25 protein-coding genes are annotated in these 18,791 nt (G+C 42.6%); 6 read left to right on the top strand and 19 right to left on the bottom strand.

Annotated elements, in window-relative coordinates; genetic code table 11:
• Positions 1–187 precede the first annotated feature (187 nt).
• A complete protein-coding gene (locus Vt282_RS05785; protein WP_162062816.1) occupies positions 188–736 on the top strand; it encodes a DUF2301 domain-containing membrane protein in 549 nt (182 codons plus the stop codon).
• Between the two features lie 76 nt (positions 737–812).
• Here Vt282_RS05785 and Vt282_RS05780 read toward each other — a convergent pair whose 3' ends face one another.
• The gene (locus Vt282_RS05780; RefSeq protein WP_162062815.1) at positions 813–1,307 is read right to left on the bottom strand and encodes a hypothetical protein; all 495 of its coding nucleotides are present in this window, start codon (positions 1,305–1,307) and stop codon (positions 813–815) included.
• A gap of 204 nt (positions 1,308–1,511) precedes the next feature.
• Between Vt282_RS05780 and Vt282_RS05775 the strand changes: the two genes are divergently transcribed.
• The gene (locus Vt282_RS05775; RefSeq protein ID WP_162062814.1) at positions 1,512–1,943 is read left to right on the top strand and encodes a DUF3429 domain-containing protein; all 432 of its coding nucleotides are present in this window, start codon (positions 1,512–1,514) and stop codon (positions 1,941–1,943) included.
• A 79-nt stretch (positions 1,944–2,022) separates the two neighbouring features.
• Positions 2,023–2,373: a rhodanese-like domain-containing protein gene (locus Vt282_RS05770; protein ID WP_408647267.1), complete on the top strand. Its 351-nt coding sequence runs from the start codon at positions 2,023–2,025 to the stop codon at positions 2,371–2,373.
• 104 nt (positions 2,374–2,477) lie between these two features.
• Here Vt282_RS05770 and Vt282_RS05765 read toward each other — a convergent pair whose 3' ends face one another.
• The 3 genes from Vt282_RS05765 to Vt282_RS05755 all read right to left on the bottom strand — a co-directional run bounded on the left by Vt282_RS05765 (position 2,478) and on the right by Vt282_RS05755 (position 4,800).
• Positions 2,478–2,864, bottom strand: coding sequence for a DUF2541 family protein (locus Vt282_RS05765; RefSeq protein ID WP_162062813.1), 387 nt, complete (start codon positions 2,862–2,864; stop codon positions 2,478–2,480).
• Positions 2,865–3,038: 174 nt separating this feature from the next.
• Positions 3,039–4,157 carry an NADH:flavin oxidoreductase gene (locus tag Vt282_RS05760; RefSeq protein ID WP_162062812.1) on the bottom strand — a complete coding sequence of 373 codons (1,119 nt, stop codon included), beginning with the start codon at positions 4,155–4,157 and terminating at the stop codon, positions 3,039–3,041.
• Positions 4,158–4,560: 403 nt separating this feature from the next.
• Positions 4,561–4,800 carry a PAS factor family protein gene (locus Vt282_RS05755; protein ID WP_162046540.1) on the bottom strand — a complete coding sequence of 80 codons (240 nt, stop codon included), beginning with the start codon at positions 4,798–4,800 and terminating at the stop codon, positions 4,561–4,563.
• 300 nt (positions 4,801–5,100) lie between these two features.
• Here Vt282_RS05755 and Vt282_RS05750 point away from each other — a divergent pair, with 300 nt between their 5' ends.
• A complete protein-coding gene (locus Vt282_RS05750; protein ID WP_162062811.1) occupies positions 5,101–5,610 on the top strand; it encodes a MerR family transcriptional regulator in 510 nt (169 codons plus the stop codon).
• 206 nt (positions 5,611–5,816) lie between these two features.
• On the opposite strand, the gene Vt282_RS05745 is transcribed toward Vt282_RS05750, so the two are convergent.
• The 5 genes from Vt282_RS05745 to Vt282_RS05725 all read right to left on the bottom strand — a co-directional run bounded on the left by Vt282_RS05745 (position 5,817) and on the right by Vt282_RS05725 (position 7,940).
• Positions 5,817–6,287 (bottom strand): hypothetical protein, encoded by a 471-nt coding sequence (locus Vt282_RS05745; protein WP_162062810.1) that lies wholly within the window; start codon positions 6,285–6,287, stop codon positions 5,817–5,819.
• A 106-nt stretch (positions 6,288–6,393) separates the two neighbouring features.
• Positions 6,394–6,873 (bottom strand): DUF2059 domain-containing protein, encoded by a 480-nt coding sequence (locus Vt282_RS05740; protein ID WP_162062809.1) that lies wholly within the window; start codon positions 6,871–6,873, stop codon positions 6,394–6,396.
• Positions 6,874–7,108: 235 nt separating this feature from the next.
• A complete protein-coding gene (locus tag Vt282_RS05735) occupies positions 7,109–7,498 on the bottom strand; it encodes a hypothetical protein (protein ID WP_162047577.1) in 390 nt (129 codons plus the stop codon).
• Positions 7,498–7,698 (bottom strand): membrane protein insertion efficiency factor YidD, encoded by a 201-nt coding sequence (yidD, locus tag Vt282_RS05730; RefSeq protein ID WP_232055151.1) that lies wholly within the window; start codon positions 7,696–7,698, stop codon positions 7,498–7,500. Before yidD ends, Vt282_RS05735 begins: the two co-directional genes overlap by 1 nt.
• 26 nt (positions 7,699–7,724) lie before the next feature.
• Entirely contained in the window at positions 7,725–7,940 is a 216-nt protein-coding gene (locus Vt282_RS05725) for a DUF4177 domain-containing protein (RefSeq protein ID WP_162046544.1), read from the bottom strand.
• A 408-nt stretch (positions 7,941–8,348) separates the two neighbouring features.
• Between Vt282_RS05725 and Vt282_RS05720 the strand changes: the two genes are divergently transcribed.
• A complete protein-coding gene (locus tag Vt282_RS05720) occupies positions 8,349–8,780 on the top strand; it encodes an EamA family transporter (RefSeq protein ID WP_162046545.1) in 432 nt (143 codons plus the stop codon).
• Between the two features lie 78 nt (positions 8,781–8,858).
• Here Vt282_RS05720 and Vt282_RS05715 read toward each other — a convergent pair whose 3' ends face one another.
• The 5 genes from Vt282_RS05715 to Vt282_RS05695 all read right to left on the bottom strand — a co-directional run bounded on the left by Vt282_RS05715 (position 8,859) and on the right by Vt282_RS05695 (position 14,213).
• Complete coding sequence (locus Vt282_RS05715; protein WP_162062807.1) at positions 8,859–9,221, bottom strand: antibiotic biosynthesis monooxygenase family protein; 363 nt, start codon at positions 9,219–9,221, stop codon at positions 8,859–8,861.
• A 130-nt stretch (positions 9,222–9,351) separates the two neighbouring features.
• Entirely contained in the window at positions 9,352–9,885 is a 534-nt protein-coding gene (locus Vt282_RS05710; protein ID WP_162062806.1) for a hypothetical protein, read from the bottom strand.
• Between the two features lie 55 nt (positions 9,886–9,940).
• Positions 9,941–10,273, bottom strand: coding sequence for a hypothetical protein (locus Vt282_RS05705; protein ID WP_162062805.1), 333 nt, complete (start codon positions 10,271–10,273; stop codon positions 9,941–9,943).
• Positions 10,274–10,561: 288 nt separating this feature from the next.
• A complete protein-coding gene (locus Vt282_RS05700) occupies positions 10,562–11,023 on the bottom strand; it encodes a GNAT family N-acetyltransferase (RefSeq protein WP_162063686.1) in 462 nt (153 codons plus the stop codon).
• 1,171 nt (positions 11,024–12,194) lie between these two features.
• Entirely contained in the window at positions 12,195–14,213 is a 2,019-nt protein-coding gene (locus Vt282_RS05695) for an alkyl/aryl-sulfatase (protein ID WP_162062804.1), read from the bottom strand.
• Positions 14,214–14,328: 115 nt separating this feature from the next.
• Between Vt282_RS05695 and Vt282_RS05690 the strand changes: the two genes are divergently transcribed.
• Positions 14,329–15,225, top strand: coding sequence for a LysR family transcriptional regulator (locus Vt282_RS05690; RefSeq protein ID WP_162062803.1), 897 nt, complete (start codon positions 14,329–14,331; stop codon positions 15,223–15,225).
• On the opposite strand, the gene Vt282_RS05685 is transcribed toward Vt282_RS05690, so the two are convergent.
• The 5 genes from Vt282_RS05685 to Vt282_RS05665 all read right to left on the bottom strand — a co-directional run bounded on the left by Vt282_RS05685 (position 15,215) and on the right by Vt282_RS05665 (position 18,643).
• On the bottom strand, positions 15,215–15,703 hold the full coding sequence (locus Vt282_RS05685) for an ASCH domain-containing protein (protein ID WP_162062802.1): 489 nt from the start codon (positions 15,701–15,703) through the stop codon (positions 15,215–15,217). The genes Vt282_RS05690 and Vt282_RS05685 overlap by 11 nt on opposite strands.
• A gap of 254 nt (positions 15,704–15,957) precedes the next feature.
• Positions 15,958–16,365: a VOC family protein gene (locus Vt282_RS05680; RefSeq protein ID WP_162062801.1), complete on the bottom strand. Its 408-nt coding sequence runs from the start codon at positions 16,363–16,365 to the stop codon at positions 15,958–15,960.
• 128 nt (positions 16,366–16,493) lie between these two features.
• Positions 16,494–16,907: a GFA family protein gene (locus tag Vt282_RS05675; RefSeq protein WP_162046552.1), complete on the bottom strand. Its 414-nt coding sequence runs from the start codon at positions 16,905–16,907 to the stop codon at positions 16,494–16,496.
• Positions 16,908–16,993: 86 nt separating this feature from the next.
• Positions 16,994–17,659, bottom strand: a complete 666-nt coding sequence (locus Vt282_RS05670) for a glutathione S-transferase family protein (RefSeq protein WP_162062800.1) — start codon at positions 17,657–17,659, stop codon at positions 16,994–16,996.
• Between the two features lie 66 nt (positions 17,660–17,725).
• Positions 17,726–18,643 carry an alpha/beta hydrolase gene (locus tag Vt282_RS05665; protein ID WP_162062799.1) on the bottom strand — a complete coding sequence of 306 codons (918 nt, stop codon included), beginning with the start codon at positions 18,641–18,643 and terminating at the stop codon, positions 17,726–17,728.
• Positions 18,644–18,791: the final 148 nt, after the last annotated feature.

Here is an 18,791-nt window from a genome sequence, read left to right as displayed (position 1 = left end):
GTAACTCATAGATGTATAACCACTTCAGAGCTGTAAGCAGCAAAATCACTGTATCAAATGTAGTATCAAAACGTAACGCGACTTCTAGGTCTAAAACCCTTGGCTTAAAGTCACTTAAATATGGATTTACAACTGATCTAAACAGTGGGTATATTCAAACTAAATCAACTGCAAGAGAACATATTTCATGGCCGATACCCAGCATCAAGAACCACTCGATTTACTCGACAAAGTGAGCGTGTGTTTGTATCGATTTGGCATTAGCTTGTTTTCCATTTCCTTACTTGTTGTGTCTGCTTCGCTCGCGAATTTGTTTTCCCTAGCGAATAACATGCATTGGGCTTTATTGGCGACCTGCACCGCGAGTGCGTTAGCGGCGGCGAACCTGCATGTATACAGTAAAGCGGTTCGAACGATTATTGTATGGTCTTCTTGGCTGGGCATTTTATTGATGGTAGGGGATCCTGAGCAAAACTATATGTGGCTTTCGCTTGGCTTTCTGTTTGTCACCTTTTCAGGTATCGCGCTAAAAGAATCATTCTGTTTTAACGTAACCGGATTAAAGTTAGTACCGCTTGGATTAGCCGGTTGCGTTTTGTTTCTGGTTCTAGATCATCCATTAGTGACGAGTGTACTGCTCATCCCGACTGGTCTCATTATGGGCTATTTGTCTTATCAGAAATGGAAAATGCCATTGCATTTTGATATTGGTATCAAGGCCAAATATCAGGTCTAAACGTTTCTACATAAATTAATGTATAAAAATAGCAGCCTTAGGCTGCTATTTTCAAATAATTTACTCATCAAAAAGTTTATTCAGTCACAATTTGTGTTTCAGCAGACGCGCTTTCAACCGTCTCTTCTTGAACACGCTTTTCTTTATTATTGTCTGATTTATTGCCAGCCAATTTTTCTAAGTTTAGAGCCATCGATAAGAATAACGTTAAGCTCTCTTTCAGAAGAGAAAGAAAAATTGGTAAGAAGTAGCAAGAAATTAACTGACCAACTGCCATGGTGATGAAGTACATTGGGTCATAAGTCGCAAATGCTGAGAAGAAAGCAAAAAGGAAGACAATCAGCGCAATGATCCAGCTTAGGAAAATAGCACCATCCCAGGCACTTTTAAACCAGTATAGAACTGGAAATTCTGTACTATTTTCACCCTTTAAACGCTCTGTTCTTTGTGTTGCTAAGCGTTCTACAGCGCCAGTCCAGATTTCCATCGGAATAGTAAACACTTTAACAATACAGATCATTAATGCTTGAATTAACGCAGAAAGAAAGTTCTTTTTCAATTTATCTAACATGAGTTCGTTCACTCCGAGAACAAGTTATTAGCCGATGACAAAAAAGCCACAACCGTTAGGTTGTAAAATGGAAGCGTAAGATAGCAGTAAACTTTAGTACTAATAAATCAAATCTAAGGAAGTATTTAATAATTGAGAGTGATCTAACTTTTAAGATTTCAGCCATACTTGTCGTTATGGATAATTCATTTATGAGGCAATGCTATGATTCGAAAACTCGGCTATTTAGGTTTGATACCTTTCATTGCCCTCCCTCTTTTTTTGATGTTGCCGCTAAATCGATTTGGTGTGAGTGATCCCTTAATCATTCGTGCATTTACGCTGTACAGTATCTGTATTGCCGCATTTATGGCGGGCACACTATGGGGCAGAGAAATCGACCGTAACGCCCCTAAACATTATGTATTATTGGTGTCCAATGCAGTTGCATTGTGCGTCATCACGCTCGCTTTAATAGCAGATACTAATATCTATGGCGCACTAATCGGTTTAACTTTGGCGCATTTACTGAATTTTTTCTGCGAGCGTTATAAACAGCACGAGCGCTATTTCCTACTAAGAAAACGGCTAACGAGTGTGGTGGTGGTCTGTCATGCCACGATGCTTGCGGTACTCACTTGGAATATTTCTGTATAGCGTCCGCCTTTTAACTTACCGAGCAGCATACTGGTGATATACTTAGGTCTAATGACAATCTAATCAAGGAAAGATGATGATCTTTAAGTTACTTAGCCAGTTGAGCTTAGCTATTCTACTCACTAGTACCACCGCTTCTGTTTATGCTTCACAACGGGCTGATACTGCTTGGCAACTCATTGATCAAGGTGCGATGATTGTTGATGTGCGCACGCCTGGGGAATTCGCGGCTGGCCATCTCGACAATGCGATTAACTACCCGTTAGCGGAACTCGACCGACATTTTCAAAACGTCGATAAATCTCGCCATATTGTCGTTTATTGTAGAAGCGGTAATCGCTCAGGGATTGCTTATGACTATCTGATCGAGCAAGGCTTTACTCGTGTGCATAATGGCGGGGGATTAGACGAAATGCGTGCAGCAGAATAGTCGATACTATCCAGCAATGACTGTGGTTGCATTTGAGTTAAAAAAGAGATTCGGTATGGTGAGTGAACTCACCATACCTAAAGAACATGCCTATATAAGCTAGGTTAGTCGCGCTCTTTGCCGTATACGCGCACGCCTGCTTTAGACGAGTCATCAGCATTGCCGTATACGCTGATGCTTTTTACGCATCGACGCTTACCGAAATAACGCCAATCACTCTGCTCATCTTTATCAAAGTCACGATAGAAATTAATTGTTTTGCTTTCGCCGTTTTGGAAAGTCACTACTGCTTTACGCAGTTTCAGCTCTTTCTCCGCTTTGATTTTAATCGCATTAGTATTGCGACATACAATCAATGGGATTTTCGCGCCGTGTTTACCGTGCTCAAGTAGGATTGTGCGGCCAAGGGTAAATTTGTCGTCAGCATGCGCTGTCGCAGTAAACATTAGTACGCTCATTGCAGCGCCCAGTAACAGTGATTTCTTAGTCATCTTACGTCACGTCAATTACAAAAGTTGCGCGGATAATAGGGACTAATCGATCATCAGGGAAGCGCTTTTTTTCGCCCGAACAAAACAATTGTCATTGCCCTAACCTCACCCTTACATAAGGTTAGAAAGCAATCAGGCTTCATTACTGAAGCCTGATAAAATAACTAACTGAACTTATGCGACTTTTTTATTCGCTCTACTGTTCGGCTTGTTATAAACCACGCAGAAGTTACCACGTTTAGTTCGACATTTTGAACAGCGCTCACAATCGACTGGATTGCGTTGTTCTTCTTTCCAACGCTTGATCAGTTTTGGCTCTGCCAATAAAGGACGAGATAGCGCGAAATATTGAATATTGGTTGTCGCTGCCAATTCTTCGATCGCACCAATATCACTTAGGCCACCAACAGTAATTACCGGTACCTCTACATCTTGGCTAACTACCGCACCATACTCTCTAAAATAACCTTCAGATTGTAGGGTATGGCCATCAAATTGCTCGCCCACCAGCGATGCGGCATTACCATGAATGTTGCCCGAAATAATGATCGCATCAACGCCAATACGTTCTAGCTCTTTACAGATCTCTCGAGTCTCATCAAACGTTAAGCCACCTTCAAAGAACTCCGTTGCGGTCAGTTTAACTAAAATTGGGAAGTCATTACCTACCAGTGCGCGAATCGCTTGGTAAATTTCAACCAAAAAGCGCATACGGTTTTCAAGACTACCGCCATATTGGTCGTCACGACGATTGTAGTAAGGGCTCAGAAATTGGTTAATAAGGTAAGTGTGAGCAGCATGAATTTCTACGCCATCAAAACCTGAATCTTGAGCACGTTTACTCGCCAGCGCGAACGCTTCAACAATGTAGTCGATCTCTTCTTTCGTCATTGCTTTGCCCAGCGTTTGTGTACCGCGCTCTGCGACTTCACTTGGAGCAAAGATGATGCGTTCACCCACATTGTAGGTGGTCTTAGTGCCACCATAAGCAAGCTGCATAACAATTTTCGAGTCATATTGATGAACCAAGTCTGTTAATCGTTGGTATTCCTCAATAAACGAATCGTTATACATTCCCATCATGCCAGCGTTTGGCTTCTCTTCTTCGACAATATTGGCGTAACCAGTAACGATAAGCCCGACTTCACCTTGAGCAAGTTCCTCATAAACGTCATAAAGTCGCTCAGTCATGTGGCCATCTTCAGTGGCGAGATTTTCCCATGTCGCGCTGCGAACAAAACGGTTTTTTAGTGTCATTTGGCCAATCTGGCTTGGTGAAAACAAGGTGCTCAACGTCAATCCTCAATGTTTAGATACTAGTGTGATCAGATTTAACCCAAGTCATGTAAAGCCATTGAAACAGTGCTACCGCTCAATTCTACTGACCTTGACGCGACATGGGTCGATGTGTTCGAAGCTCAAAAAAAACAGCCACGACAACGTATAGCTGTTCTCTTTTGCACTTGCTACCTTAGAGCTTGCGAAAATCATACGTAATTGAGATTCAAAAACTTAATCTGGATTAATTAATGAATAGAAAATACCGATCGAGAGTCTGATTGCGCAGTTTTCAACCGACAATGTTCAAGAAGGCATTAAGAAAAACGCGAATAATGATGGAAGAGCGCTATGAAGATAATAAATTGGGAATGGTTCTGAGCCTATTCATGAACCATTCCTTTAAACAAACACCAGACTAACGCTCTGGCATTTCCAATAGTTTCATCACTGAATCAACTGCGCGATTGATATCTTGGCTACCTTCTAACTTACCAGAGCTAGCCGGCGCTAATGCACAAGAATACAGAACGAGTTGCTTTTCAAATGGTAAATCAAGCTGATCATATAAACTCTGGCGAATAGCGGCATGATGCTGCGGCGCGTGAGTCGTCAGGTCGAGTAAGGTGTCGTGAATCAATGTGGTCGTTGATTTCATAATAATCCCCTATTTGCATATTGGGTGCGTACACTACAATTTATAGCTCACAAAACGTACAGATTCAGATGCCGCAGTCACAGATCCAGCCGATTTATACCTAAGTATCATATACTCAAGTGGCTTCATAATATTGGGTTCAGTAAAAGGAAAACGGCACAACCAAATCGCCGCTATTTTGCATAAGGTTGAAGTGAACTATCGCTACCGCTTTTTACAGATCACATTAAAATGATGTTGACCCGTCTATAGGTCGAGGGTTGAAGATAGATTTCGGTTAATAAACGGAGCCATTTATTTATGTTGACTGTCACCCAACTCGCTAAGCAATTTGGAATATCTCGAACCACCATTTTGTACTACGAGAAAGAGCAACTACTGCTTCCTGCTTATCGTTCTGAGAACGGTTATCGATGGTATGGAGACAAGGAAATAGAACGCTTAAACGCGATTACTTCCTACCGCTCGTATGGATTGTCTGTCGCTAGCATAAAGGCTTTGTTAAATCAGACCGGGAAATCTCAAACTCAAATTCTGAAAGATCACTTCAATGAACTTGAGAATGAAATACAAAGCCTACGTGCGCAGCAAAAAGCAATCGTAGTGCTTCTTCAAGAACCGACTCTACTAGAGGATAATATCGTGAATAAAGAACGTTGGGTTAACATTATGGTTGCTGCAGGTTTTAGTGAAAACGACATGGTAAAATGGCACCAGAAATTTGAAGAGCTAGAGCCACAAGAACACCAAAAATTCCTCGAATCTTTAGGGATTTCTGAACAAGAAATCGCTCAGATTCGCGCTTTATAAGCTTGTTAATTTAGCCTCAAGGACGAGGCTAATACTGTACTCATCGCGGGTTATCTTAATCTAATACCCTGAGTAATTCGCAATTGGTGCTGCTTTAAATATTCAATATCAGCGAGATAAGCTAAATGATGCCCTTGGAGTTTGAAATGGAGCCTGCTTCTTGAGCATGCACTTCTGTGAATGTGATGCGAATGGATATGCTCTGACTATTTGATTCGGAAGGAATGGAATGGACGCTGGACAATCGAAAGCAGCCTGGAATGGAATGGAAGGAATCGGAATCGAACCGACAATGTTAACGGTGTAAAATCACCATGACAAATCACTTCAAAGGGAGGTCGTGGGGCTATCATCCACGTGAAACTCTGAAGCGAATACTCTGCAATAAAACTCTCACTCGCATCATGAAGTTTACGTAATAACTTTGAAGCTGATATCAGTGCATTTTGGCTCGCTATCGCACCAACAAGCGGATAATTATATGTATCACCACTGACGAAACTCAGTACTTCTTTATCATCTTCAATTGCGATAAATCGAGGGCATTGTTTTAGCCCCACAGCGATATAATGATCGAGCAATTGATGAACCGTATGACTCCATGGGTTAAGCGGACGGTATACAACCTCTTCATGATGATAAATTGCAGATTCTCTGCCACCTGTAAATTCTTTCATCAGTACCCAATAAAGTAATCAGACTACGCAATCATCACTTATATGTTTGCATTGCTAGGAGAAATCGCAGGCAGAAAACTCACTGCCTGCTCATATCGGTTTGCAGTTATTGCTGGGGAGCGTGCTTTTGTAGGAATGGCGTTAACTTATCAATCAGCTGTTGCTGTTTGTTTTGCGCCTCAATCATACCAATTTGCGCGCCTTGCTGAGCCAAGTGAGGGTTTTTCGACACCAATTTTTGTCCCGTTGGCGATTGGAAAAACGCGATAATGTCGTTTATTTCTTGCATCGAGAAAGTATCAGCGTATAGCTTGGCGATTTCATAATTGATCTTGTCACGATCAATATCGTTATAGAACCAATCACGATAAATATCTTTCAACTCTTCCATCTCTGTCGCGCTAAGGTTCATTTGAACCGCCATATTCTCAATGGTTGGCAACATGGCTTCAAAACCACCGACCATTTGCGATTCTGCATCCATCGCAACCATGAGTTTCTGTGCCGACTGAATATGTTCTGATTCGTATGCCATTGCAGGCGTGGCCAACATGACCGACAGAACTACACCGAGTATTTTTTTCATTTCAATTCCTTTTGACTAACTTCCAACTTTTCCAAAATCATTCTTGCCAAAACTCAGACCATGAGTTCACTTGGGAATAATGATGAATAACAACATAGGCTTGTCGTTTGCGCAAACACCTTGGTAGCTGAAGATGTAAAACTTTGAAGGGACTCTATTTAAATCTCGTCCGCTGGATGATGACGTGACAAACAGCAAACGTCATCATTCGTAGACTAAGTCACGCTTTCTATGCTCAGAGTGTGCGTACTTCATTGAGAATGTCGCATGAGACATCATAATTATACTGTCTGGCGATCTTCTGTGAAAAAAACAGATGTGGCAGCTCATAAATAAACAAGCCTGCGATAATAAACCAAGCAATTGTATGCCCTGATGCAATGCCGATAATACCGATAATCAGCAACGTTATCTCAATGGCAAATAACGTATACTTGCGCAAATAACAGTGGTGTAAACCGCCTAGAAAAAACCAATTTAACGTGGCATAAGTATCGGGATCTTTCAGTCTCTTCGACAATTGAGTGTAGTACGCCTTTCTTTGCTCATCTGTCAGCGACTTCACTTGCTGACGCAATACTTCTTCTTTCTCTTCCAGCTGTTCAATCGATTCTCGCAGTCGCATCATGGCACCTCATCAACAATTTTTTCGATCAAATCGGGGTTATTGCAACGCTTAATGCGCGACAGCCCCATTTTCCACCCTTTTATTGCTCCATATTTTATGATGCATTGCTTGGTGTACTCTGAGCAGGTCGGAATAAAATTGCACTCAATATTTAGTAGCGTCTTTGACCCACCGCTCGCTTGATAACGGTGGATCAACTTTAATGAGATAATCTTTAGCAAGATTAACGACCTAGAGTGATAATAACCGCTTCACGTTTCCAAAACAGCATGTAACGTTTCTGTTCCAACGCTTGGAATACCACTTGCCAACCTTCTTGTGCGTATTTGTTTAGCTCTGCTTCCATTTTTTGGATAGGTAGACCACTTGCACCTAAGAAAATCGTACCACAACCACCTTCAACGATATGAACAACTTTGTACTCTGTAAACTTTGACATTTTCTCAACCAATTATGCAAATAAAAACAGGATGTTATGATAGGATTTTGCGCTATTCAACGATTAATATGCGCTATGTGCACTGCATCGAAACTCGAACCAAACAAATGTTTCTTCATCTCGATTTCAGTTCAAAAGATGCCATCTCACGCTATTCAAGTTTTTGATTCCATTGTTTGAAAGCGAAAAGACTACGTGTGATGTTATCTGATAATTTCTCAACAAAATAATTGTCTATATACAAGGCCTTTATCATGCGTGCACCCGCTATAACCGACTTTTCCACTACCGTTTTCTATCTCCCAGCGAGCAATCAACAACACACTAAGTAAACAATGCAAATTCGGTTTCGCTTAATAATGACCAAGTTATACTGCTTTCAAATTTTACTTCGAATACGAATCAACTATGCCACATACTTCATGGCTATTTTGGGCTCTGCTTTCCGCTATTTTCGCGGCTCTCACGGCTATTCTGACTAAGCTTGGTGTCAACACCATTAACTCTGATTTTGCGACCTTTATTCGCACCTGTGTCATTCTCGTTTTGGTTGGTGGCATCGCTTATTTCACCAAACAATTTCAACCGCTAAGCGAGATATCGAGTAAGGGACTCGTTTTTCTCGTGCTATCTGGCTTGGCGACAGGCGCATCGTGGCTATGTTACTTTCGCGCCATGAGCCTCGGGCAAGCCTCACAGGTCGCCCCCATTGATAAACTGAGCGTGGTTATTGTCTCAGTTCTGGCGGTTGTATTTCTTGGCGAGCAGCTCAGCACAATCAACTGGTTGGGAATTGCATTAATCACGACTGGCGTAATTCTAGTTGCCTGGCAAAGCTAATAGAATTCTGTGGTTCGAGAGCCGATGGGCTCCTAGAATCCGTTTTCTCTAGCGTCCATCGAACTTAGCTCGACCCCGTTAACACCCAATATACTCGTTTGACAACGCCACTTGGCTATCATGGGGTGTTTGCTCGCGCTCATGCATACCATAATCACGCACCACGCCCGCAACACGCAAGCGATAGCTTTCAAATACGCCATTTCGTCCTTTGTTTTGTGCAAATCGGTGTGCCTCTAGCTTGCGCCATTGCTCGATTGCTGTTTCATCTCGCCAAAATGACAACGAAAGCAACTTACCTTCCGTGGTTAGACTCTGAAAACGTTCTATGGAAATAAATCCATCAACATCAGCCAACAGTGGACGAATATCACCAGCAATGTCGAGATACTCTTGCGTTTTACCCTCTGCTACTTGCACTTCAAAAATTACAGCGATCATATTGTGTCCATCACATTAAATGAGTGCTGATTCTAAAGGGTTTAAAGAAATAAGCCGTGATTGCTGCCAAACATTTGGGGAGTTTGTGAGATAGTGCCGCAACATAAAATCTTATGGTAGTAGAAAACAACTATTGCGCGCTTTCTATCCCATCAAATACTCGAATATCTTGAATGGCGATAGCCCATGAGGTTTTTACACCTGAGATTTGCAGATCGAAATACGGTGGTAAATGCGTAAAGCTCTCTTCCGAGATTCTAAAACTGTAGCCTTGATATCCTTTGGGCAGAGTGACTAAATCTACATTATGTTTGCGTCTGTCTTTTGCTGAGTGCAAATCTAACCTCGTTTTTACCTCTAAGACTAAGGTTGTGCGCTCCCCGACGAACACAGAATAAATATAAGGAAATGAAATCAATAAACCGACGGAGAAATTCAAAGCGATTAAAATAGGGATGGTGAGGAAGCATTTCACAATGTTGAACTTATCGAAAACGAACTTCGCTCGGCTCCAATCATCCAATACCTTTTTCCAAAATAGTAGCGTGAGCAAAATAACACTGCCCCAGCCCACTAACTCCACATGTTCTGCATAGGTTTCGCTTAAAATCACATCTAGGTGAACAACGCCAATGACATTCACCAACAAACCTATTCCAAGCATACCAGATCCGATTTGAATAGTCCACGCTCGCGTTGCTCCCTAGACTTAATTGGGCTTAATGCTCACTTTTTACCAACGTCACACCATCAACAACCATTATCCACTGACCGCTGCTAAACACAGGAGGCTGTGTAACGTCAAAGGTCGTGGTTAGAAACGCAAACCCTACGACAAAGTCATCACCAACAAACTCTTTTATCGGACCTTTGACAGACGTTGAACCTCCATTTTTGAGACGCTCATAAGCAATTGTTCCATCTTGAAGAATAAGTAACGACATCTCCTTACTTTGCCAATGTCCAGCATAAGCCGATTTGTCTTCTGGTAAAGGCTTTCCGCAGCCAAATAGCAAAACAAGAGTAAATAAAACAAACGCAATTTTTTTCATATTCCCTCTGAACCAAGATTGCAAATGTGGATGGATACCAAGAGTTCAGAATAGCGACTCCTTTCCCGACGTACGCTTTCTTCGCGAACTTAGACGACACATTCGCGATCAACTTCGCAATACACATCCGTTGCTAGATGGTTAAACAGAAAGCTAGGCTCGTAACCTAGATATGAATGAGGAACATTAAAGGCATTGTGGCTAGTCATCTGTGAGAGAAATGGCCGCATAAGCAGCCAAATATAGGGGTGTCAGAGACGAGTCTGAAATAATCCAATGGGATTGAGCTTAGTGAGAAAAACGCTGTCTTGTCACTGTGCCCCATTTATGATCTTGGTATACGTCTTCAACATAATTTTCAGACGTGTAATCCCCCACCACATCTCGCCAAAACTTAATTGCATGATCTGCGCCTGCAACTTGCTTAATTTCCCACGAACCTTGAAGACGTTCAAACAAGCTAGAAATAAAACGTTTTCCTACTTTGTTTTTTCGAAAACAAGGCAGCACATAAAAGTCGCAAATCTCGAACTCGTGTGGCACTCTTTCATCAATGGCGGTTAACGCTGCAGGAAGACCGTCTAAATAAAGTAAATACCCTGTTACACTGCCTTCAAGCTTAGGATAAATCTCAAACAAACCATCTGCATTGGGTTTATCGTCAATGATTCTCGAAAACTCCGCGCCATAACCTTGGTAAAGGTTGGCATATACATGAGCATTGCTTTCATCGACTTTGACTATTTTCATCATGTGTTCTCCATGATTCTTTTATAAATGGTAAGCGTAATCACTCGTTTGAAAACGAATAAACATATTAACTAGAGCGATTTAAAGTAACGATAGCATATTCGCGCCATCTATATCCTCAAGTAACTTCGAGATGCCAGATTCAGCATTGTCATTAATTTAAGTTTACGCAAACTATAAAGCGAAATAGCCCTCGATTTTCGAGGTTAGATGCAAACAAGCGGCAGCACGCTATCATCCCTTACCACGTGTATTTAATTGATTTGAAGCCCCTCGCTGGTATTCATCAGGGATTCTTTACCAATGTAGAGTGATTCAATGATGATTTCGCGACCGATAACCCATAGCGACCTCTTCAATAAGCTCAGTACCCGAAAGTTTTCTGGCGTGGCAGGCAACCACCGTTCAGCGACAAACGCACCAACGATCACACTTTGAACCGTTGCTACTACTACTGCATGGCTTGCTTTATCTTTTACTCAAGCGCCAAGCAATCTCACCGATCGTATAACGAGCGATCTAATGCTACGGTTAACGCTGATTAATAAGGTTTTATGTTGAACTCTGCGATTTGCGCTGAGTATTTTTGATTATCTCCGTCGAATGCATCGCGCCACCATTATTTCCGTGCCCGTCCATGATGTTAGTGATTCTGATAAGCGTCAATTAACGCCGCTTCAACTTCAAACGCTGACTGTTCCGACATACCATGACGATGAATTACATGCCCAACCTCGAAACCTGCGAGTTGAATAGCACGTATTCTTTCCATTTTTCAGATAAGGAGTCAGCTTCATCACCATTAACGAGAAAATACTCGATTGCCTTTACCCTTGCCGATATAAAATGTTTCGCCATTTTTGGTCTATCAATCGATAAACGTAATATTGAGTTTTTCTGCAACTTCAGAAGAGAATGAATCAAACTTGTTACTGCTCATAAATTACTCTAATGTACCTAGCTCTAGCTCGTTTTTACTTCTAAAGCGGTGCCTAGCGACTTCAAGCGAGGTTATACATCAGCTCACGGTTCATGTGTTATTTCACTGGTTACCGCCATTAAGCCAACATGACCATACAACTGCGTTTAGTTGCTTCATCCTATCTAAAAACGCCCCGAGTCAGAAACTCTGGGGCGTCTATCAATGTTGTTTTGTAACTAGAGTACGGCTTTATTTTTCAGGCATAGGTAAGATTTCAAATAGGCCATCAAAATCATCCAGTGCGCTTGCCAAATCGGCCAGCAATTGTGCATCACCCTTCACGCTTGCCTGACCAGACTGAATCAATCCATCTAAGTCCGTTTGTCCAACACCACGCGGGTAAAATCGTTTTTTAATAATGAGTTCAAAGTCCACATTTGGCAGTTTATCAACTTCGATGTTGGCCAGGTTGGCATTCGACACTTCACCGTAGTAACGCTCTTCCAAATCTGGGTGGTATACGCCGAAATTAAAGTCTAACCCCGCGGCCTCTGCTTTTGGCGCATTCAAGCTCACTGCAATAAAGTCGAGGAACATACCCGTTGGCGTATTGGCAATCACATCTGGTGACGCGATTTTAATTGAAGGCTGGATCTCTCCGGTACGAAGTTCAACCGCCCCTTGCAGATAACTATTACGCCACGCCATCGTTTCTGACTGGTAACCTTGCTGCTCAAAGCTATCCGCCAATGCAAAACGATATTTCACATTACTTGGCTCACACTGAACTAAATCATTAAACAACTGCGATGCTTGCTGATATTCACCCGATTCAAAATGCTGCATACCTGCTTTGTAGAATGTTTCAGCACCTGCGGCCTCAACATACACACACGATCTTTCGGTGGTTTGTAGTGGATTGGTATTAACTGGGTTCATATCGTGATACCCAAGATACAAGTTAACCACTGCTCGTGCATTATGGCTGTATGAGCCGTGATAACCGTTAGTATGCCAAGTATCAATTTGCGATTGCGGAACGATCTTCTCGATTTCGCGGCCAACATCATGAATGGTGACGCCATGATTTGCTAATCGCATCGCTTGGTTATGGATAAAGCCATAATTATCACGCTGAAGCGTCATGTACTCTGAAATTTCATTCACTTCTGTATCGGTATCATTCCATACTGGTGCTGAGTGAGCAGCATGAATATTGTCGACCAAGCCATTGTCAACAAAACGCATTTTTAACTCTGTGAGATACTTGGTCCAAACCAATGAGTCACGCACTTTCGCCCCACGAAAGGTGTAAATATTGTGCATACCATCGTACGTTAGCTCAGCCGTATTTAGCGAACGATACTCTGGAACATACAATACGATCTCTGCCGGCGCTTCAGCTCCCGGCATGTTAATCGCGAGGAAATCTAAACCATCAATCGTGATCAGTTTCTCACGCTCTTGGATTTCTTGCGTTGGTGCCACCAGCGTCACTTCACCACGTGAAGTGCCCAAACCTAACGCATTGTCCACAATCCCTTTAGTGTTGTTGTCTAAGGTCGTGCCATATTGATAGTTTGCGCGGCGCCCCATTGCAGTGCCAGCTATGACATTCTCATCTGCCAACTCTTTGATAAAATCATTCGGAGCGTAAATTTCTGCATTGTCAGCGAAATCACCCGATTCAAATACACCACGAGAGCCACCAAAATGGTCAGCATGCATGTGCGAATAAATCATGCCCGTAATTTTGTGTTCACCGTTAATGGCAGGAAGATGTTGCTTAGCAAATTCCCAAGATGCCGCAGCCGCTTCACGAGAGAGCAATGGGTCATGAATTACGTAGCCGTTGTCAGAGCGGTAGATCGTCATATTCGATAAATCAGCACCGCGAATTTGATACACACCATCCGTCACTTCATACAAACCACCCGCAGCGTAATTCAGCATCCCTTGTCGCCAAATAGATGGATTAACCGTTGGTGGCAGATCATCAACAGACATATCAGTCATATACTCAAAGCGGTTTTTCAGTTCGCCCGCTTCGTGAGTACCAAATTCAGCAATCAAGCCACGTGTTGTACGGTCAAATGCCGTGGTGTCTTCCCAAGGAAGGTTTTTTGCTACATCAGCGTTAGCTTTGATGGTGTGCTGAGAAGCAGGTTTGCCTTCATAGGTATCGATCGATGCATAATCATTTGCGACAGCACCAAAAGACGCAACAATCGCGAGAGACAAAACAGATGGAACGAATCGAGTTTTCATAATTAACCTCGTTGGGTATTGGGATTGGCTATGGGCTTAATTTATCGCGTTGACTCATACCAATACATGCATGAAAATAGATTCAATACATCACAATTTGTTATGTAAGGACGAAATGTTAAATCATCTTGATCTGAATTTGCTAAAGATATTCGTGGCAGTCTATCGCCATCAATCCATTACTATGGCAGCAGAGGAGCTGGGACTAACTCAACCCGGAGTCAGTGGGTTATTAAAGCGTTTACAGCGGCAAGTGGGGTGCCAGCTTTTTGTACGTTCAGGTCGAGGGATCGCGCCAACCCAACATGCTCAAGAACTGATAAAACAAATCGAACCAGCTCTGATTGAGATCAGGAACGCTTTAGAGAATTTGGAGGGATTTTCAACCGAGCATCCACGTAAATTCATCATCTACACCTCTGAGCCTGTAATGATGATGCTACTACCTAAAATTGAAGCTGATAGCAGCTTGGGTAACGTAAGAATTGAGTTACAGCCAACCCTTTCTAACGAAGAAAAACTCATTAACGGTCTCAATCAACACCAAGCCGATATGGCAATTGAATTTGCCAACTATGCAAACCGTTCTTTCTTTACGGAAGAGTTGTTTGAGGATTCTATCTGCGTTATCGCACGCAAAGACCATCCGAGAATTCAAGGCTCAATCAGCCAAGAACAGTTTTACAGCGAAAAGCACATTACGCTGAAATTACGACGAGAAGATGCTTATCTGGCTGACTACTTCACCAAGGAAAAATTGGATGACAGAAACGTCGCGGCAGAGTGCACGTCACTGGTATCTCAGCTTTCCATGGTATCGAGCGGTGATTGTATTGCGGCAATGACAGCGAGTATCGCGTCAATATTTGCAGACAAGCTAGGCATTCAAGTTTTAGACATTCCTTTTACGCCCTATCCGATTAAATACCGTCTTATGGTGCATAATCGCGAAATGAAGAGCCCATCAAATATCTGGCTAAGGAATAAAATACGATCCTATTTCACTGAGTGACCGATGACGATAGCGCGGGGTACACGGTTTTAAATTGTTCTAATACGAGTAGCATCTCGTCTGAAGGGGTAATATTGAGCTGTTCACACTCTTTGAAGAAAAAATCCCAATGAGCCTTTTTCCACCAAGCTAAACTCTTATCACCTTCCCCTTCTAAGGCGGCAAATTCCGTGCTTACTTGATTGAATCGACATTGCGTTACTGACGTTATCTCGATAATACAAATAGGTTCGCCGCTCCAGTTGGTTACGACTTGCAAATGCCCCACCTGAGGCATGACTTCGCCTTGCTCGCTATACCAAATATCTAAACTGCACGATGCTTGCTTTTCACCACGCAAAATCAAATCGGCACAGACGTTTGCGTTGTATTCATCCGCACAAAAATAGTCTGCGCTAAATGAGCTGTATTTTGCTGCAATCTCTTCAGGTAACTGGTTTAGGTATTGCTCAAGATAATGTTTACTTCTTTCATCCATGATATTTATGCTAACTCGATTAAAAACGAGCACACTGTTTAACACACCTGATTACCTTTAGCGAGTTTGAGCCAAAGGTTGAAAAATACCACAGAATGATATCCTAAAGTGACTTCAAGGCGCTTAATCGCGATTCTGCGTAGATGCTCAGCTTACACGTTTCACATTCTGACGCGCCTGCCATCAGCAATTAGCTAAGCCATACCTAATACATAAATCGAATACATAAATCGGCACGACTCTTTCAACCACCTTTACTGCAATTCACCTTGCCATATTAACTCTAATCTTAAACCCGATGGCTCGCTAAACATCATATGCTTGCGCGGACCACCCGCTAATAATTCCGGTGCAAATTCAATTGTGCACTTAGGGTGAGATTCAATTTTTCTGAACAACTCGTTGAGTTTCGATTCTGATGCAACTTGTATCGCTAAGTGATGCAAACCGACGTTTCTTTTTCGATCAAACTCGGCACCGTTGAGGCTAGGATCTACCTGCCAAAGAGTTAGGCGAAGTTTTCCATCGGAAACGGCGGTTCTCGGATATGTCGGATCATAACCAGATTCTTGCCAACCAAGTACCTCAACAAAAAAAGATTTACTCGCCTCCAAATCATCGACTGACAACCCTAAATGACTAAGGCCTATTGTTTCTGACATAATGACGCTCCCTGTAAGTTATCGATCATCTGGTGGGGTTTAAATTGTGATAAAGATTGAAAGCCGAACTAACTCAGCCTATCCGTCAGGATTTCACATAAAATTGGATTGGTTTAAGCACCTATTGTTTATGGCTGCTTATCGATGACTTTGACGCCCTCAGGAATCTGATACCAATCGACTTTCTCACTCACCCAAACATGGGCTTGAGGCTTAAATACTTCCTGAACTTCAAACTCTACTGGCTTGAGCTTCAATTTCACTGTTGAGGTATCATCTGGGTTGAAGTGATAGATACGGTTTCCACAGTCTGGACAAAACATAGCATGGTTACGATTGCCACTGTCCGCCATTCGCCCCCACTCTTTGAGTTGACCATGAAATTCAATTTGATCGGCGGCAATCAACGCGGTGACACTAAACGGGCCAGTTGCCAATTTTTGACACTCTTTGCAATGGCAGGCGAATACACCAATTGGCGCTGAGTTTAATTGATATGTCACTTGACCACATTGGCATGCGCCACTGATTGGATAAGTCATTTTTTCGCTCCTTGTAAACGTTACCTCACACCTTCTCCATGATGTGACTCCTGACTCATCACCAGCCTAACTTGTTCACATTTTATTTACAACGTGTACCGTAATCTCTCGCTATCAAATCGGGTCAAATCGATTCCTTCAATTCGACACACGGCAACTATCGTGGCATTTCGCGCCAGTCGTTGCAAATACCCGCGAAGATTTGCAAAACTCAGTGGTGAATACTGCAAGTCGATTGACCAAGTTGCCAACATAAACAGGAAGTAGTCACACGCCGTTAACTCATCGCCCAGCAAATAACGCTTATTGCAAAGTTGCTGATCAATGACCATCCAGATGTCACCTAGTCTTTGCTCTTGCGCTTGCTTGATGCTCTCAACCTGTTGTGGTTTGGACGTATGTCGTTGCGGATAAAACCGAAGCATCAGCTCATTTTGCAGCGTGTTATTAAGATAAGTTAACCACTGAAAAAATAGCGCTCGAAGTGGCTGCCCAAGTTCGGGAATCAGTCGAAAATCTGGAAAAGACTCTGCGATATGAATGCAAATGGCAGTGCTTTCAAAAATTGGCTGCTCATCCATGACTAACGTAGGAATCCGTCCGGTTGGGTTAAGACGCAGATACGATGCTGACTTTTGCGAATCTCTCTTCTTGTCTACCAACTTCAATTGATAGTCAGCTTGAACATGATGCAGCATCAAATGAGGAGCTAAACTGGCGCTGCGTGGGTAATAAAATAGTGTTATTGACATCCAACTACCTTCTACTAAAAAGCACCCAAGTTTAGGGTGCTTTACTTAATCTTCAGTACTTTCTGGCTATGCTGATTGAACCAAGTTTGCTATGTGCTGCATACAACGTTGAGCACTTCGACTGATTCCACCCAATTGGAAGAAACCGTGAATGACACCTAAGTAACGCTCACAATACGCATCAACGCCCTGCTCTCTCATGCGTTTGTAGAGAAGCTCACCTTCATCGAGTAGCGGATCAAATTCAGCGGTGATAATCGTGGTTCTGGGCAGATCATTAAAATCCGCCTTCAATAGATTAAGTTCCGGTTCTTGCTTTAAACGGGCCGCATCACCCGCGTACATTCTAAAACCAGATAGCAGCATCTCTGCGGTGATGAGGTAATCTGTACCGTTAGCTAGATAACTAGCTGAATTTCCGAGTGGATCTAACATTGGATAAATCAAGATCTGTTCTTTGGGCAACCACAATTGTGCTTGTTTCAACCTTATTGTCGTTGCCAATGCCAGCTGACCACCGGCGCTGTCACCAGCAAATACAATATGTTCAGCATGACCACCCAACCGCTGCGCATGTTGCTTGATTGCTAGAACCGCTTGGTAAACATCATCGTGAGCAGCCGGATAAGTATGCTCCGGCGCTAATCGATACTGAATGCAAATAACCACACTATTGGCTAACTTTGCCAACTGCCTCATTTGCACATCATGCGTTGCAAAACCACCACTAATAAAGCATCCACCGTGAAAATAGACCGTCACGGGCAAGTTAGTTTCATGACTTGGTCTGTACACTTTAACTGTAATACCATTGAGCTTATCGAGAAACTCTTGGGCTATTTGAGGGCTTTCTCCCGCCACCACGCTACTTGCGATATAGCCTGCTCGACGCTCTGCAACCGTGAGTTTTGAAGGGCATGGTTTTTGATTGGCGATAAATTCGTCCACCAGCGGTTGAATACTGGCTTCAAGATGTTTGGTCATTTCGTGACTCATCAATAAATACAAACCACTCAATGCTAACTGAACATAAAAGCATGTATATAAAAACAGTATTCATTTGTGATGAAGCTTTTATCTTATGGCTTTGTTCGCTCACAATCGCATCAATATCGGTTAAGCAACAATCACA

The sequence above is a fragment of the Vibrio taketomensis genome, assembly GCF_009938165.1.
GTDB classification, from domain to species: domain Bacteria; phylum Pseudomonadota; class Gammaproteobacteria; order Enterobacterales; family Vibrionaceae; genus Vibrio; species Vibrio taketomensis.
Note: the sequence above shows the minus strand (reverse complement) of the source record. Positions and strands in the feature narration are given on the sequence as shown.

Coding starts and splice junctions, on each gene's coding strand:
- Vt282_RS05785 (WP_162062816.1), top strand. CDS start 188: ATGGCCGATACCCAGCATCAAGAACCACTCGATTTACTCGACAAAGTG.
- Vt282_RS05780 (WP_162062815.1), bottom strand. CDS start 1,307: ATGTTAGATAAATTGAAAAAGAACTTTCTTTCTGCGTTAATTCAAGCA.
- Vt282_RS05775 (WP_162062814.1), top strand. CDS start 1,512: ATGATTCGAAAACTCGGCTATTTAGGTTTGATACCTTTCATTGCCCTC.
- Vt282_RS05765 (WP_162062813.1), bottom strand. CDS start 2,864: ATGACTAAGAAATCACTGTTACTGGGCGCTGCAATGAGCGTACTAATG.
- Vt282_RS05755 (WP_162046540.1), bottom strand. CDS start 4,800: ATGAAATCAACGACCACATTGATTCACGACACCTTACTCGACCTGACG.
- Vt282_RS05750 (WP_162062811.1), top strand. CDS start 5,101: ATGTTGACTGTCACCCAACTCGCTAAGCAATTTGGAATATCTCGAACC.
- Vt282_RS05745 (WP_162062810.1), bottom strand. CDS start 6,287: ATGAAAGAATTTACAGGTGGCAGAGAATCTGCAATTTATCATCATGAA.
- Vt282_RS05740 (WP_162062809.1), bottom strand. CDS start 6,873: ATGAAAAAAATACTCGGTGTAGTTCTGTCGGTCATGTTGGCCACGCCT.
- Vt282_RS05735 (WP_162047577.1), bottom strand. CDS start 7,498: ATGCGACTGCGAGAATCGATTGAACAGCTGGAAGAGAAAGAAGAAGTA.
- Vt282_RS05725 (WP_162046544.1), bottom strand. CDS start 7,940: ATGTCAAAGTTTACAGAGTACAAAGTTGTTCATATCGTTGAAGGTGGT.
- Vt282_RS05720 (WP_162046545.1), top strand. CDS start 8,349: ATGCCACATACTTCATGGCTATTTTGGGCTCTGCTTTCCGCTATTTTC.
- Vt282_RS05715 (WP_162062807.1), bottom strand. CDS start 9,221: ATGATCGCTGTAATTTTTGAAGTGCAAGTAGCAGAGGGTAAAACGCAA.
- Vt282_RS05710 (WP_162062806.1), bottom strand. CDS start 9,885: ATGCTTGGAATAGGTTTGTTGGTGAATGTCATTGGCGTTGTTCACCTA.
- Vt282_RS05705 (WP_162062805.1), bottom strand. CDS start 10,273: ATGAAAAAAATTGCGTTTGTTTTATTTACTCTTGTTTTGCTATTTGGC.
- Vt282_RS05700 (WP_162063686.1), bottom strand. CDS start 11,023: ATGAAAATAGTCAAAGTCGATGAAAGCAATGCTCATGTATATGCCAAC.
- Vt282_RS05695 (WP_162062804.1), bottom strand. CDS start 14,213: ATGAAAACTCGATTCGTTCCATCTGTTTTGTCTCTCGCGATTGTTGCG.
- Vt282_RS05690 (WP_162062803.1), top strand. CDS start 14,329: ATGTTAAATCATCTTGATCTGAATTTGCTAAAGATATTCGTGGCAGTC.
- Vt282_RS05685 (WP_162062802.1), bottom strand. CDS start 15,703: ATGGATGAAAGAAGTAAACATTATCTTGAGCAATACCTAAACCAGTTA.
- Vt282_RS05680 (WP_162062801.1), bottom strand. CDS start 16,365: ATGTCAGAAACAATAGGCCTTAGTCATTTAGGGTTGTCAGTCGATGAT.
- Vt282_RS05675 (WP_162046552.1), bottom strand. CDS start 16,907: ATGACTTATCCAATCAGTGGCGCATGCCAATGTGGTCAAGTGACATAT.
- Vt282_RS05670 (WP_162062800.1), bottom strand. CDS start 17,659: ATGTCAATAACACTATTTTATTACCCACGCAGCGCCAGTTTAGCTCCT.
- Vt282_RS05665 (WP_162062799.1), bottom strand. CDS start 18,643: ATGACCAAACATCTTGAAGCCAGTATTCAACCGCTGGTGGACGAATTT.